Source organism: Paenibacillus sp. FSL F4-0122 (genome assembly GCF_038002845.1).
Taxonomy (GTDB): domain Bacteria; phylum Bacillota; class Bacilli; order Paenibacillales; family Paenibacillaceae; genus Paenibacillus_AQ; species Paenibacillus_AQ odorifer.
This window is the reverse complement of record NZ_JBBODI010000001.1, coordinates 4,614,229-4,630,022: the sequence shown is the minus strand read 5'-3', so window position 1 is coordinate 4,630,022 and position 15,794 is coordinate 4,614,229. Positions and strand designations below refer to the sequence as shown.

Here is a 15,794-nt window from a genome sequence, read left to right as displayed (position 1 = left end):
TTCACCCTTCCACATTATTCCTTATTCTCTTCAATCTGTTTATATAAGCCGGATCGAAACCGGAACCATTCAAAAAGATGTGTAAATACCACCTTAAGTACCGCATAACCCGGAACTGCAAGGATAATCCCCAGAATTCCAAACATTTTACCTGCGAATATAATTACAAAAATAATGGTTATCGGATGAATCTTCAACGTCTTGCCCATGATCTGTGGTGAGATAAATTTCCCTTCAATCAGCTGAACAGCTGTCCACACGATAATCATCTTCAACAACATAAATGGAGAAGTGACCATCGCCACAATTAGGGCAGGTGTAATCGCGATTGCCGGGCCCAGATAAGGAACAACTGCTGTACAAGCAGCAGCAATAGCCAGAACGAGAGAGTATTCCAAACCAATGATTAAATAGCCAATATAGAGCAGCAGACCAATACAGCAGCTGACAATAATTTGCCCGCGTATGTAAGAGGATACCTGACTGTTCATCTCCGACATGACCATACGAGTCTGCGGCTGCAGAGAAGTAGGTACAAACTTCAGAATATAATCCGGCAATTTTTTTCCATCGCGAAGCAAGTAGAACAAAATAAATGGCGTCGTTACAACCGCCAAGACAATCTCTGTAAGGGCTCCTACAAAGCTGCCAACACCCGTCAAGGCATTATTCAGAAAAGAACTGCCCCACGCCGTAATCTTAGATGTTATCTCACTAAGGTTCGTTCCGATACTATCTTGAACTTGCCCAAAGAACTCCGTTCCGGTCAGATCCATAAACCGTTCTTGAATTAATTCACTATACCTTGGAAAATTGTCGATCAAACCTGATAGCTGAGTCCGTATAATTGGAATGACCATAAACAAAACCAGCGTGATGAGACCAGCAATCAACAAATATAGGATGATTATTGCATATACACGTTTTATTCGGGATCTTTTCTCCATCCGATCTACCAACGGATTCAGCAAATAATAAGCTATACCTGCCAGTAATAATGGTGCGGCCACGGTGTGCAGCAATACTGATATCGGCTTAAAAATAAACGGTATTTTGGAGAATACCAGAATATTAATTCCAACCAGCAGTATAATGAGCAGCACTACTACAAATTTATTATTCAGAAAAAATTTTTTGAACTTCTCTGGCCACACCTGCAGCCTCTCCATCGTACCCTCTCCCCTATAAACCATCATATATACTGTGTTATTTCATTCACTTTTTAATAGCATAGTCAACGTTAGCCCTGCAAGTCAAATTTGATGTCCTTAATTAAGCACACAGTCCTATTACGAGTCTGGTCATGATCCGATTCAATCATAATCCTCCCCTGTTTATAAATAAATAACCCTGCACGAGATATTCCTCTGTACAGGGTTAGAACCGCAACTAAAAGGTACTTACAAGCCTTGCTATTTTTTCTTTTTCCCTTTAGCGCCCTTTTCATTTGAAGCAATCAATTGTCCATCATAGGTGTATAACAAGTGATCTTCAAGCTTCTCCCCCTGCAAATGTTTCCGCACTAATGATTTCGCCAGCTTAGGTGTAATCTCTTTGTACCACACACCTTCGGGATAAGCGATCACCACACAAGCATCTGAACATCTTCCATTACAACGGGTCACAGTCGTATGTATAAGACTTTGTGCGCCCTGCTTCTCAATCTCGTCTTCTATCGCTTCAGCTACCTCTTCACCTTTGTGTTTCTTGCAGCTGCTACCGTTACATATTAATAAGTGACTTACAGTTCCTTGTAAATTCCAGGTCGTCATGGATGACTTCAACCCCTTCTTATCAGCTAACCCTATTCCGTTCGTGGATTATTTTAAACACTATCATAAGCATCATTATAGTCAATAGTAAGAAAGACTGTTATACTATAAATGAGAATGATTATCAATGAAAAGAAGGGGATTACTACATGCAGATCCAATCCGACGGGATGCCTTATCCATCCCATCCTTTTTATATGCCCCTTCGGGTCATCAGCTTATCGGGAATAACCAACTACTCAGCCTCAAACATTTCTTCTACTAATTCCAGCCTTATGATGATCTGGGATGGGAAAGGTTTTCTTGAAATAGACGGTAAGATACACAAGGTCATGGCCGGAAGCTTAATAGCCCTTAGTAGTTCTTCTTTATTGAAGATGGAACCTGAATTACAGTTAAAGGGGATATGGATTGAGTATTCCTGTATACCCCAGAGTAAAAATGAGGACATTTTTATAAATGACAACTCCCCTGTCCACCATGCCTCCACTCGTTTGATAGCCTTGGCAGGTGAGCTTTACAGTGCCTGGATAGACGCTGATAAACAAAAGCCGTTTAGGGTCCAGCAGCTATTCACCCAGTTCATCGTGGAGCTTCATGGTGAACTGACATCCCATAAAGAAAGATCAAGCAGTTGGATGGAACGGGTGACTGAGTATATAGAAGCTCATTACAATGAAGATATCACGCGGGATCAAATGGCTGCTTTAGCTGAAGTGAGCCCCGAGCACTTTTCGCGAACCTTTCGCAAATCAATAGGTCTATCCTTCAGTGCTTATATTACACTACTAAGAATCCGTAAAGCCCAGCAACGAATCCTCACCAGTTCTCCCAATCTGACAACATTGGCACATGAGGTTGGTTACGAAGAGGGAACTTATTTAAGCCGAAAATTCAAGCAGCTTGTTGGCGTTTCACCTACAGCCTACCAGAATAAGAATAAACGGGTCGTTGCCCTGAACTATAATCACACCGCTAGCCTGCGAGTACTGGAAATCATGCCTCAACTCGGGGTTTATTCCGAATGGCAACATAGCTTGGAACAAGTTCCCGCTTCCAAACAGCTTCAAATGAGCGAAGGTAAATTTTCATTACTCTATGACTCAGTAGCTGCGGTAAAACCAGATGTCATTATCGGCTACAGTCTACCCGACAATAAGATTCTGACTCCTGTTGCTCCGGTTATCGAGCTGCCCTTTATGCAAATGAGTTGGCGAGAGCAATTTGCTCTGATTGCCGAGGTTGTGAATCGACGACAGCGTGCTGAACAGTGGCTAAGTCATTATGACAGACTTTGTCTTACCGCCAACGGGTTATTAAACCATGCTATAGGAATGGAGAGAGGTACGGCTATCGTGTGGGAGGTTAGCTCCCGATCCGCCTACTGTTTCAGTAGCAGCTTCGGCAGAGGTTGCCAAATTCTATACGGTGATCTTGGCTTCAAGCCCCCCTCCGTAATTATTGAAAAAGGGATCACAGATTCCGGGTACTTAGAGGCATCTATTGAGGATATCGTATCGTTTCCTGCTGACCATATTATTATCACTAGCATCCCTTCATCATCTGAGGGAAGACAACGTTTTACTCGCCTACTACATTCTAAAGCTTGGAAGCAATTAGATGCAGTCCGAAACGGACGGGTATATATTCTGAACCAGGCTGATATGTTCTACGGATTTGACCCACTGTCCTCACAGGCACAGCTTCAAGAATTGCTACGGGTAATGACATCATAAATTTGCATAAGCTGAGATCATATCCGTCCATAGTAAATACCCGGTGAAGCTTGTAAAGTTCTTATTGAGAATGATAATCAATATACATAGGGGGAACAACAAATTGCATAATCCAGGAAAAAATAGCTCCAAACAAACCCATTGGCTTCTTTTTCCCTTCATGCTGGCATTAATTCTAGTCATATCAGCTTGCGGGAATTCCAATAATTCTGTGGGGAATACAGGCAGTAACACCAGCAACACATCATCGGCAACTGCAGTACCTACCGAAACTAGTCAACCAACAGAAACTACGGAAACAGCTGCTCTTAAAAAGGTCACTACTATAAATGGTGATATTGAAATCCCTGTTCAACCTAAAAGGATTGTCGCTGAGGAATATCTGGGCAGTCTGATTGCGCTAGATACCATTCCTGTTGGTGCTCCCGGATTAACACTGGAGAATATGTATTTTAAGGAGGCACTTACTGGAGTTGCAGACACTGGAACTTACGGCAAAATGTCACCTGAAAAAATCATCGCACTTAATCCTGATTTGATTATTTCTGGACAAGCTGAAAGCTATGAAGCACTAAGCAAAATTGCTCCAACCATCGTTGTGCCATATGGTGATCTGAAAGATGCTCATGCCGAATTAACCTATTTCGGAGAACTCCTTGGTAAGGAAGAGGCAGCCAAAAGCTGGCTTGCAGATTACGACAAACGGATAGCTGAAGCTAAAGCCAAAGTAGACAAAGTAATCCCTGCAGATGCAACATTTTCCATCATGGAAGACGGCGGAAAATCCATTTGGGCCTATGGCGATAACTTTGGCCGAGGCGGACAGCCTGTCTATCAGGCGCTGGGTCGTAAGCCCCCTACAGCTGTGGCCGCAGAAATTATGGAGAAGCAATGGGCGGAAATCTCTACAGAGGCACTCGCTAAATACGCAGGAGATTATATTATCTTAACTTCCAATAACCGTACAGAAGCTGATTACAAAGCTGATCCAATCTGGAGTAGCCTACCCGCTGTAAAAAAAGGCCATCTCTATGTATGGAAAGAAGAACGGTCCTGGTACTATGATCCAATTGCCGTGTTATCCCAGACCGAAGAACTGGCTGCTTGGCTTACACAATAAAATGCGCTTAAATTAGAATCCCCTACTGCTTCCAACAACGTTGGAGCAATAGGGGATTTGTTATTTTCTTTTGACTACAAACACACTCAAGAGGTAATAATACATTTAGCCTAAGGTTAATCTAGCAAATGGAGTTGATCAATATGAAATTACTATTACTATATTTCATGCTTGCTTTTATGGGGTTGCTGATGGCAGTAATCATCGACCTTTTATCAGGAGAAAACCTCACCGCTTCAATGCGGACGATCTATGACTCCTTTGCAGCTACAAGCATACAGGAATCAATAACTATGCTCGTTTTTATCTCCTTACCTTTTGTTATTACAATTACATCCTCTATCCGAAATAGAAGCAATAAATCCATCAAATAAAATATACTAACCTAAACTCCCTAATTTTCTGCGGATGTAATGAACGATGCACAAGAGAATAGGTACAGCGGCACAGAAATACGGCAAAATATATTTCAGAAATATCCTTCCTTCGTCCATATGTATCGGATAATTCGCTGAACTAATAAAAGCCCCGAACAAAACAACAATACCAACGGGAACGGCGAGCTTTCTGCTGTCTTGCACCTTGAATAGATCCGCGGTGACTACCATTGCAGCGTAGCAATATACTGACATTTTAAAAAAGACTCCAATGATTAAGGTTAAGAGCACAAGCGCGTCCAAACGTTGAATGAAATTGGCCAGGTTTACTAACGTTATCGTAGTGAACATCGGAAAATTGGCTCTACTGTAGATTTCTGTTCCTAGAACGGATATTTCGATGGCATGGGTAAAACTGAGTAATAATCCGCATAAAGTAATTGCGATGATTCCGGTTCTTTTTGCTACCTTGGTTTTTTTGATATGAGGTAAAATCGTAGTGAAACATACCATCTCCCCGAACGGAAATAGCCATATATTTAGATAGGCTGATTTCAATGCATTCTTCCAATCCGAGGCCTGTAACGGAAACAAGTTATCTAGTTTTACTAGTCCGGCGGCAATAACCAAAAAGCAACTGGTCAAGCCCAATAATATTATAATCAGCATATAAATCTCAGCCGCCCGCGCAAACACCTCAATCCCCTTATTTAAGATGTAAATTACCGCAACAACCATCATTGCATAAATGATGAACACGGGTGTTCTGTCGTAAGAAGCAGCTATTAACAACTCACCTGATTCATGCAGATTTCGAGAGCCATTGAAGAGAAGGATTGGAATGTATGTTAAGCTTAACGGCCAGCCTAATACATTGCCCAGTATCTTTCTTGTATACCCGCTAATAATCATGCCCGGATATTGCCGGTATAAATAAACATAAATCAAATACAAAAGAAGTCCACCGGGCAAAGCTAACAGAATAGCAATCCAGACAGCATGGCCACTTTCAAGTCCAATCGGTACCACAAGGGCCGTTCCCAATTCAAACAAAAAAATCAAAGCAAATAATTGACTCGCGCTGATGGTTTCTTTTTTCATAAAGTGGCCTTCTCCCACCTTTCTCACTGAACACTTTCATTTTTCCTTTAACAATTTCGGCTCTAATCTCATTCCAACACTGCGAATATAGGCCTCTACAGAAACATCCACTTCCGCTTCCGCGAACACTGACTCCCAATCGTCCTTAACAGTCTCCCATGCTTTTGGATTTGTGCGCTTCAGTTCATTCCCGAAATTGAAAATATCGCATTTCATAGTTTGAGCAGCCTGTAAGGCTTGGGTTATTTCCTGTTTAGTTTTAAGAGCCACTTGTTGTTCCAACTGAACGATTACCTCTCTATCACTTAGCTCAATATAACTCTGTGCCTCACTAAGCGTCCCCTCTTCCACAACATTTACATGAATGACGGGTACTTTATTGCGGAGTTCAATCTTAATTTTTGTTTTTGAATAATTAATGTTAACGGCTATCGAATCTTTAACCTCATTTGAATCTACATTAATACTGGTTTCATTAATCTCGTTCTGTACCCATAGTGCCCCCCGAGCAAGAGGGCCATCCAGCCACCCCTGAAAAACCCCTTTTTTCAATACGCTAAGCCCGCTCATTGTGACAAGTGCTTTTACTTTAGTTTGCTCCATCCCGGATTTTTTAGTTCCTTCTTCAGCGTCTCCAAGAATTCTGGCTCCGGATATCACCACTGACCCTTCTCCACTGAGACCATTAATTAGCTCAAAAACATTGATATCCCGGCTTTCTCCATATATTCTAGCGGTATTTTTACTCTTTTTAATAATCCCAATTGCAGGCAGGCTTTCTACGGGAAGCAATAGTTTCAGAATAGAGGATGCTTCCGTATCTCTGGCTACAATAACATTCGTGTTGAGCCGCAGCTCATGGGACCTTTCAAAGATGTCAAAAATCCCATCAATACCGCTCTTCACTGTAGATTCGCCTAAAACTAATAGCTGCGTGTGTGCAAAAAACATCTGTCTTGCCGCCTTTTTTGAAGTCTTGCGAAAAGCGCCAAAGATCGTACGGTCCGTAGAAGAATAAATAGTGACCGTGGGTTGTCCGGTGCTAGCTCCTGCACTTGTGGCTGTTGAGGATGGATTCACAATCTGAAAAGTAACATGATATTCCTCTTTATTCGGCACCTTATCCACACCTATACCAGTCACAATGCCTAAATTGTTTAATTCCCGACTGTTCCAGCAGCTTGTCAGCAACATTAAGCAGCATATACAAATAAATGAACGCATCATCCATCCGACCTTCATTTGCCACTCCCCGGCTTCCCATCATTCACCTTAAGTCGAGTATTATTTTTTTGGCTAACAAGACGCGGCCGAGTTTTCATATATTTCAAGGGCACACGCAAGATCGAGTCCTTCTGATTCTCAGCGATAAAAGGACCAAATGGAGACATATACGGAAAACCCAACGATTTCAAGCTACACATATGAGCAACCAAAATAAAAGTAAAGATCGTTATTCCATAAAGCCCCATAAAGGCTGCGATAAACATAATGATGAAACGCAAGATACGTATGGAAAGAGCCATATTAAAAGCGGGAGTAGCAAAGCTGGATATTCCTGTAAGTGAAACTACAATAACCATTGCAGGAGAGACAATACCGGCTTGTACGGCTGCCTGTCCTAACACTAAGCCCCCAATGATCGACACAGTTTGGCCTATAGGGGATGGCATACGAATTCCTGCTTCACGTATAATCTCAAAGGTAAATTCCATCAGCATAGCCTCAATAAAAGCCGGAAATGGAACCCCCTCCCTTTGTGAAGCAAAATTAATAAGTAAGGCCGTTGGGATCATTTCTTGATGAAAGTTTAGAATTGCAATAAATAACGCTGGGCCAAATAACGAAATAACAAGGCAAATAAATCTCAATAATCGGATCAAAGTCGTGATATCATAACGCTGGTAATAATCTTCTACGGCATGTAAAAACATAAAAAAGGTTGTAGGTGCAATCAGCACAAACGGGGTCCCGTCCACAAATATAGCAACTCGACCTTCTAAAAGATTTCCTGCAACACTGTCAGGACGTTCCGTATTATATAATGTTGGGAATGGAGAAAAGGGAGTATCTTCTAAAAATTGCTCAATGTATCCAGATTCCAGAATCCCGTCTATATCAATGCTTTGCAGCTTAGTTCTGAGCTCCTTTAAGGTATTATCATTGACGATTCCATGAATATACATAATAGATACATTCGTTTGCGTGACGTCACCTATCTTCATCGACTCCACCCAGAGATTAGGGCTTTTTATTTTCCTGCGCACCAGAGAGATATTCGTCCCAATAGATTCTGTGAAGCCTTCCTTGGAGCCACGAATGGCTACTTGAGTTGTAGCGTCCGATACCGCTCTAACCTCACCGCCGCTTGTATTCCCTCTGATAGCTGCCCTTATCCCGTTGACCCAAAGAAGGGTATCCCCAGAGAATAAAGCCTCAAAAAGCACATCCCAATCTTCAAGTGTCTGTTCTTCTCCGATCCCTCTCGCCACTTCTTTCATATACAAAAAGATATCTTCAGCGGATGTTACCACCGGGTTTTCTTCACTTAGCTTATCGAACGACATCGCATGCTCCACAAACTCGTTGACCATTAATTTTTCTATTAATCCCTCAATATATACAGCAGCTACCTCAACCTGTGTGGTAGTGGATTTAATTCTACGAATAACAATATCAGGGCTATGGCCAAGCCTTTCTTGAAGCTCTTTAAGATTATCGTCCAAAATAGTAGAGTTAAAGGGGTCCATCATTAACACCTCCTGCTCATACTATTTGTTCTACACCGCTTTTTTATGCAACAAATGGAATCTATAACCTCCCTTAACTTGGAATATAAATACGCAAAAGGGATGTCCTTGAGCTACTATAGCTCAGCGAACATCCCCTTTTACTCTTTTGAAATTAACTTATTGAAGAGACTTCAGCAACGTAACTATCTCATCCAGCTGCTTGTCCAGCGCATAAGCATCGGATAGATAATAAGTTTTTAGATCGTAGGTGAATACATGACCCGACTTGACAGCAGGTAGGTTCTGCCAGAAGACACTGTCCAGAATGTCCAGCTTATCCTGCTCCACACCACGGCTGAAGCCTTGGAAGATATAATCAGCTTCACCTAAGTACTCGGGCAACGCTTCAAGTGAGAGGGAAGCCCAGCCTTCTTTAAAGGCTGCCTCTTGGACAAGATCAGGTGCATGCAGCCCCAATCCGTTATATATAATCTCTCCACCGCGCCCATATGACGAACCGTATAAATACAGCTCTTTACCGGCAATTTCAAAGATCGCCACCTTTTTGTCAGCTGCGATCAGATCAGCCAATTCCGCTTTTTTCGCTTCCAGCTTCTGATTGAAATCCGCCACCCACTTTACAGCCTGCTGCTCCTTGTTCAAGATTTTCCCGATCTCGATCAATCGTTCCTTATAGTCGTATTTGCCCCAAGGAATAAAGACAGTCGGAGCAATCTTAGAGATCTGCTCATAGGTATCTTCCTGATAAGTGATAATCAAGTCCGGTTCGAGGCTCGTTATTTTCTCCAGGGACACCGTCATGTCATCGCCTACTACTTCTACACCTGTCAGCGCCTCTTTGAAATATGGATGGTTCAAGATGTCATTCCCGGCAACGGCAATGGGCGTCACGCCAAGCGTCAGAAGATCACCAATAAAGTCTTGTACCGGAATCACAACTCTTTGTGGATTGCGTGGGATCTGCACCGGGCCTTTGTCGCTTTCGTACGTCCAATACTCTGCATCAGCAGCCGGCTCCGTGCTGGCAACTACAGAATCATTAGTGCTTTTAGCCACTTCAGCCGACGTGCTAGCTGGAGCATTCCCCTGATTAGCAGCTTGTCCGCATGCGCTCAACAGCAGCACCAGCGTAAGCATAACAGCTATCATGCTTATTTTTCCTAACGATATAATTCTGTACAATGTAAATCCCCCTTGAGACTTTATATTATTATGATATTGATAATCAATATCATTAAGATCTTTGTTTAATATACCGTCTCCGCGGGAAAACATATATACACGCTAATACATCAATTTAGCTATGGACGATTGTCAGCTTAATTTATGGCCGGTTAACAAATCTGTCTGTATTTCCAGCTGGCGTTCGAGCGCAAGCCCTTCGCTGCCCCAAAATTCCTCAAGCTTCAGGTAATATATGCATTCATTCCTGAATGCTGGAAGATTGCGCCAAACCGCGCTTTTACTAATGCGTTTACGTGTTCTCGACATCCAGTCCTCTTGTCCTGATACAACCACAAACATATGGTCAGCCGCGTATATTGGCAATTCCGACAGTGAGATGCATAAATGATCATTCCGCTCCAGAACATCTGACCTTACCTTGTCCGGTGGAGTTACCCCCAGCATTGGATACAGATTGTACACCCCTCGGGCTGTATAATTCCAGATATAAATACTGTTATCTTGCCTAATCTCATACACCGCTACCGTTTCACCAGATTCAATTAATGAGGACAAACGCTGCTTGGCCAAATCTATTTTCAAATGATAGTGCCTTATCCATGCCTCTGCCCGCTCCTCTTCTCCCAGCAGTCTGCCGAATAAACGAATCTGTTCCAGGCGGTCCATTTTATCACACTCCACAGTAACTAGTGGACCCAACTTTTCCATGCATTTAAGCTGACGAGGGCTCAGATAGGTCGGTGCAATAACTAGATCGGCTTCTAGCCCAGACCAGTCCGCTTCCGCCGGACATCCCTGCAACTCAAATGATCGCACACCCGCCAGTTCCGGCAGCAAAAGCAATGAGTAGTTCATCACATCTTCTTCAACCGCGACAGGCTTCACTCCCAGCGCAAGTAAATCCCCTAAAAATTGTAACGCTACTATCCGCTTCGGTTTGGGACGTAAACGGAATTCTGTTGGGGTCATCCCGGTGACTTGCTTGAATTTGCGGCTCAGATATAGTCCATCTGTATAGCCAACTTTTTGCGAAATTTCCTGTATTGTTGCTTTGCTGGACATCAAGTGTTTTTTCGCTTTATTTACTCTTAAATGAGTTACATATTCGGTGAAGCTCCAACCCGTCTGCTTGCGGAACCATACTGAGAAATAACGAGGATTGAAGCCCATCATTCGAGACATCATCTCCCGCGTAATCTCCTTTTGGAAATTCTGGTGGATATAAGCGAGCATTCTGAAATATGAACTATCCGTAATGTCTGCTTCAGCGTCAGCCTCTACGAGCAGTTGATGTAGCTGATGCAGCAAGGATTGAATTCTATCTGCCTGTACTTCTAAATTATTGGCAGCAACGTCTTCTAATTCGCTGAATAAGCGAGTTATTTTATTCGTCGTACGTATAGGTAAAATCCCATTGACCGGAAAAATTTCACGGCAAAGTCCATAGACCAATTCTTGCTCCGTGCTATTACTTAGCCCATATACCTCATAGGAGATTGCTAGAACAGAGATAACAGTCTCTAATGGAGCATCAATTTGATAAGTCACACCTGTGCTTAGAAAAAGAATTTCACCATTTTTAAGAGCTACTGTCTCTCCTTCTATGGTTATTTGAACGATAGCTTCTATTGGTGTCAGGAAGAGTGGGGACTGGGCAATCTGGGGTTTATTGATGTGACCGCCGCCGCATTGGCGTTTCCCTGCCTCTTTTAACAGATAAATTCTATGAACCGGGTTATTATTTGATAGCTTCATTCCTGCTCCCTTCCAGACTGCTAGACTTAATAACCCATAAAATAGAAAGCAAGCGTATAAGGGTTCTCTCCGCTCGAAATGGATAAGATCTCCTATACGCTTTATATAAAACTTCAGATTTTATGGTTTGAGAAGCCTCTATCCTTAGTGGTCGTCAACGACTCCAAGCGCTTTATTCTTCTCTTTGAACCGTTCATTGTGAGAAGATACGTAAGCGACTTTGGCCGCGGTCGGGTCAATGTACAGCTTTGCGCTATTAAGCGCCAGAGCCGCATCAGTGAAAGCGCCTGCGATCAAACGAACCTTGCTCGCATAATCCACAAAGTCACCTGCTGCGAATATACCCGGAAGATTGGTCTCCAGCTTATCAGTTACATTCGCACACCACTCGCCCATATCAAGGCCCCATTCTTTTAACGGACCAAAATCGCTCTTCAGACCATGATTCACAATGACAGCATCCACTTCAAACTGCTCTGTTTCACCTGTCTCTATATGGCTGATCGTAACCTGATCTATCGTTTCACCATTACTGCTGTGTAATTGGCTTACTGCATATGGCGCACGGACATTGACTGAGGATTCCTTCATCCGCACAATGTTTTTCTCATGTCCGCCAAACTGTTCGCGGCGATGCGCAATCGTCACACTTGCAGCGATGGGCTCCAATTCATTCGCCCAATCTACTGCGGAGTTGCCTCCACCGGAGATTAGCACTCTTTTACCGCGGAACGGCTCCAGCTCTTGAACGGTATAATGAAGATTCGTCACCTCATAACGATCTGCACCTTCAATTTCAAGCTTTGCCATCTGTAGAATTCCGTAACCAATTGCCAAAATGACTGTGCGGGTCCAATGTTGTTCCCCAGTAGAAGAGGTCAAGATGTACGTCCCATCTTCTTGTCTCTCTTGATTCATAATTTGCTGACCCAGCACAATAGTCGGATCGAAGGTTTGAGCCTGCTCCTTGAGCTGACCGATCAGTTGATGGCAAAGAGTTGGGGTTACGCCTCCTACATCCCAGATCATTTTTTCGGGATAAATAAGCATTCTTCCTCCGAGCTCATCCTTCGCTTCAATTAACTTTGTCTTCAAGTCTCTCATTCCACTATAAAAAGCTGTATACATCCCAGCAGGTCCGCCACCAATAATGGTTACATCGTATAATTCCAGTTGTTTATTCATCGTGTCCCTCCAAAATTATATTCTAGTGATCCCTTCAGCTACTTAAGCTCCAAACTGCGCTTCATGCAATCGGCTGTATATTCCGGCAGTCTGCAGCAGTTCCTCATGCTTACCTTGTTCTGCGATGCCGCCTTCCGCAACGACAACAATACGGTCCGCATTTCTGATCGTTGCAAGGCGATGAGCAATAACAAGTGTTGTGCGTCCTTCAGACAACTCGGCGAGGGCCTCTTGTATAGCGGACTCCGTTTCAGTATCCAATGCAGAGGTTGCTTCGTCCAAAATGAGAATCGTCGGATTCTTCAAGAACATCCGGGCGATGGACAACCTCTGCTTCTGGCCGCCAGAAAGCTTGACGCCTCTCTCACCGATCATTGTATCCAGCCCAGCAGGCTGAGATTTGATCAGTTCTTCCAGCTGAGCGCGTCCCGCAGCCTCCCAGATTTCTTCATCGGAAGCTCCCAATCTGCCGTAAACAATGTTCTCACGGATGGTTCCGTCAAACAGGAATACATCTTGTTGTACAATCCCGATATGGGAACGAAGTGATTCTAACGTCATGGAGCGAATATCTATTCCATCAATAGAGATGTTGCCTTCGCTTACATCGTAAAAGCGTGGCAGCAAGCTGCAAAGTGTTGTCTTACCAGCACCGGATGGACCCACAAGTGCAACCGTCTCTCCTGCCGAAATCGATAAGTTCACATTGGTTAGCACCTTTTCTTTATCACTATAAGCAAAAGCTACATCCTGGAAGGTTATATTCCCTGACAGATGAGACACTGGCTTAGCGTCTTTTGCGTCATCAACATCTGGCTCCGTCTCCAGCAGTTCAAGATAACGTTTGAAACCAGCGATCCCTTTAGGATAGGTCTCAATGACCGAGTTAATCTGTTGCAAAGGTCCTAAGAAGACATTAGACAACATCACAAAAGCAATAAATTCACCGTAAGTCATTTGCTTCTGGATTACAAAATAGGTTCCGCACACAAGAACGAATAACGAGACCAGCTTCATGAGCACAAAGCTAAAGGATGAATTCCAAGCCATAATTCGATAGGTCATAAGCTTCGTAATACGGAAGCGTTCGTTATTAACTGCAAAACGGGAAATTTCATGATTCTCATTAGCAAAAGCTTGCACAACACGGATCCCACTTACATTGTTTTCTACGCGTGCGTTATAGTCAGCAATGTCCGCGAACATGATGTGGAACGCTTTGGACATTTTGCGACTGAAGTACATGGATAAATAAATCATCAGCGGGACAATTACAAAGGTTAGAATAGCTAATTTCCAATTGATGCTAAGCATGATACCGAATACACCAAGCAGCGTCATCACTGCTATGAATAAATCTTCAGGACCATGGTGGGCAATCTCACCGATGTCCATCAGATCATTTGTCATCCGCGAGACCAAATGGCCTGTTTTGTTATTATCGAAGAAGTTGAAAGAGAGCTTCTGCACACGATCAAATAGCTTTTTTCTCATATCCGACTCGATATTGATCCCCAGCTTATGCCCCCAATAAGTAACGACAAAATGCATAAAGGCGCTGACGATATATATCCCCAGCAAACCGAGGCAAGAATAGAGAATCCATTTCCAATTCCCACTTGGCAGCATATCATCCACTACCCGGTTAACCGCCAGTGGGAAGACTAGTTCCAGCAGTGCAGCAGCAATAGCACAGGAGAAATCAAGAATAAACAATCCCTTATAGGGTCTATAGTAAGCAAAAAAACGACGCAACATTGTAAAAATTCGCTCCTTCCGGTGATTGACCATCCTCTTTCATCAAGATTTAGTACGGGCTAGCAAATACAAAAAGTATGGCGCTCCAATTACAGCAACAACAATTCCAGTGGGGATCTCAGATGGCTGTAAGATCCAGCGCCCAATGGTATCCGCTATAATGACTAGCAGTGAGCCGAGCAGCGCTGAGGTTGGCAGCATGAGCTGATGTTTGGGTCCAACTAGTCGTCTCGCCAAATGGGGGCCGACAAGGCCGACAAAGCCAATCCCACCACTCACAGCAACACTTGCCGCAGCTAGACCAACCGCAGCCGCAAGAAGCCGGAATTGTTCTTTCGTTACAGCAGCCCCAAGTCCTACAGCTGTCTGTTCACCCAAATTAAGGACGTTCATTACCCTTGCTTTATAGATGACATACGGCACGAGAATTACGATCCACGGTAGTAAAGAAAGTACAAACTTCCAGCTTGTGCCCCAAATACTTCCCGCAAGCCAAGTAGCCACAAACTGATACTTCTCCGGATCCAGCCGAAGAGTCAGCACGATCATCGCTGCACTCATTCCAGCTGCAACCGCTACACCGGTCAGCAACAGTCGCATGGGTTTTATTCCTTCATGCCGTTTATAAGCTAAGACATAGATCAAGGCAGCAGTAATTCCCGCACCAACAAACGCCACCATAGGCAGCAGATACACCGGAGCCGCGGTTGCCGTCGGATAAAAAGATATTAACAGCATAACCATAATTCCTGCACCAGCGTTAATCCCTAAGATGCCGGGGTCGGCCAAAGCATTACGAAAGACGCCCTGCATCACAGCTCCGGATACAGCCAAACCTGCGCCTATCAGAACGGAGATCACAATACGCGGTAGCCGAAATTGAAACAAGATCAACTCTTGCTTATCCGTCCCTTTACCGAATAACGTATTAAGCAGCTCCATAGGTGTCAAACGTATGTATCCTGTATTCATACTAATAATAAAAGCAATAACAATCAGTACAGCTAAAATAATCATTATAACTAAGCCACGTTTATTTTTGGCGGCTTGGA

Annotated in this window: 13 protein-coding genes; 3 read left to right on the top strand and 10 right to left on the bottom strand. The window is 43.4% G+C overall.

Going from position 1 to position 15,794, the window contains the following annotated elements; genetic code table 11:
- Positions 1-14 precede the first annotated feature (14 nt).
- Together MHH49_RS20040 and MHH49_RS20035 are read right to left on the bottom strand one after the other, a co-directional pair.
- Complete coding sequence (locus tag MHH49_RS20040) at positions 15-1,169, bottom strand: AI-2E family transporter (protein WP_341138451.1); 1,155 nt, start codon at positions 1,167-1,169, stop codon at positions 15-17.
- 243 nt (positions 1,170-1,412) lie between these two features.
- Positions 1,413-1,772, bottom strand: a complete 360-nt coding sequence (locus MHH49_RS20035; RefSeq protein WP_036676102.1) for a (2Fe-2S) ferredoxin domain-containing protein — start codon at positions 1,770-1,772, stop codon at positions 1,413-1,415.
- A gap of 149 nt (positions 1,773-1,921) precedes the next feature.
- Here MHH49_RS20035 and MHH49_RS20030 point away from each other — a divergent pair, with 149 nt between their 5' ends.
- The 3 genes from MHH49_RS20030 to MHH49_RS20020 all read left to right on the top strand — a co-directional run bounded on the left by MHH49_RS20030 (position 1,922) and on the right by MHH49_RS20020 (position 5,002).
- Positions 1,922-3,508 carry an AraC family transcriptional regulator gene (locus tag MHH49_RS20030; protein ID WP_051490902.1) on the top strand — a complete coding sequence of 529 codons (1,587 nt, stop codon included), beginning with the start codon at positions 1,922-1,924 and terminating at the stop codon, positions 3,506-3,508.
- Between the two features lie 160 nt (positions 3,509-3,668).
- Positions 3,669-4,628: an ABC transporter substrate-binding protein gene (locus MHH49_RS20025; protein ID WP_051490916.1), complete on the top strand. Its 960-nt coding sequence runs from the start codon at positions 3,669-3,671 to the stop codon at positions 4,626-4,628.
- A gap of 143 nt (positions 4,629-4,771) precedes the next feature.
- Positions 4,772-5,002, top strand: a complete 231-nt coding sequence (locus tag MHH49_RS20020; protein ID WP_036676096.1) for a hypothetical protein — start codon at positions 4,772-4,774, stop codon at positions 5,000-5,002.
- 6 nt (positions 5,003-5,008) lie between these two features.
- On the opposite strand, the gene MHH49_RS20015 is transcribed toward MHH49_RS20020, so the two are convergent.
- The 8 genes from MHH49_RS20015 to MHH49_RS19980 form a co-directional block, all read right to left on the bottom strand.
- Complete coding sequence (locus MHH49_RS20015; RefSeq protein WP_036676094.1) at positions 5,009-6,106, bottom strand: GerAB/ArcD/ProY family transporter; 1,098 nt, start codon at positions 6,104-6,106, stop codon at positions 5,009-5,011.
- A 36-nt stretch (positions 6,107-6,142) separates the two neighbouring features.
- On the bottom strand, positions 6,143-7,348 hold the full coding sequence (locus MHH49_RS20010) for a Ger(x)C family spore germination protein (protein WP_038572463.1): 1,206 nt from the start codon (positions 7,346-7,348) through the stop codon (positions 6,143-6,145).
- A complete protein-coding gene (locus MHH49_RS20005; protein ID WP_341138450.1) occupies positions 7,345-8,859 on the bottom strand; it encodes a spore germination protein in 1,515 nt (504 codons plus the stop codon). The genes MHH49_RS20010 and MHH49_RS20005 overlap by 4 nt, the downstream gene beginning before the upstream one ends.
- Positions 8,860-9,015: 156 nt before the next feature.
- Positions 9,016-10,041: an iron-hydroxamate ABC transporter substrate-binding protein gene (locus MHH49_RS20000; RefSeq protein WP_235219375.1), complete on the bottom strand. Its 1,026-nt coding sequence runs from the start codon at positions 10,039-10,041 to the stop codon at positions 9,016-9,018.
- 132 nt (positions 10,042-10,173) lie between these two features.
- Positions 10,174-11,799, bottom strand: coding sequence for a helix-turn-helix domain-containing protein (locus tag MHH49_RS19995; RefSeq protein ID WP_076101514.1), 1,626 nt, complete (start codon positions 11,797-11,799; stop codon positions 10,174-10,176).
- A gap of 144 nt (positions 11,800-11,943) precedes the next feature.
- Positions 11,944-12,984, bottom strand: coding sequence for an NAD(P)/FAD-dependent oxidoreductase (locus tag MHH49_RS19990; protein ID WP_036676089.1), 1,041 nt, complete (start codon positions 12,982-12,984; stop codon positions 11,944-11,946).
- A gap of 42 nt (positions 12,985-13,026) precedes the next feature.
- Positions 13,027-14,742, bottom strand: a complete 1,716-nt coding sequence (locus MHH49_RS19985) for an ABC transporter ATP-binding protein (RefSeq protein ID WP_076101516.1) — start codon at positions 14,740-14,742, stop codon at positions 13,027-13,029.
- 42 nt (positions 14,743-14,784) lie between these two features.
- Positions 14,785-15,759, bottom strand: coding sequence for a FecCD family ABC transporter permease (locus MHH49_RS19980; protein WP_370510596.1), 975 nt, complete (start codon positions 15,757-15,759; stop codon positions 14,785-14,787).
- Between the last annotated feature and the right edge of the window lie 35 nt (positions 15,760-15,794).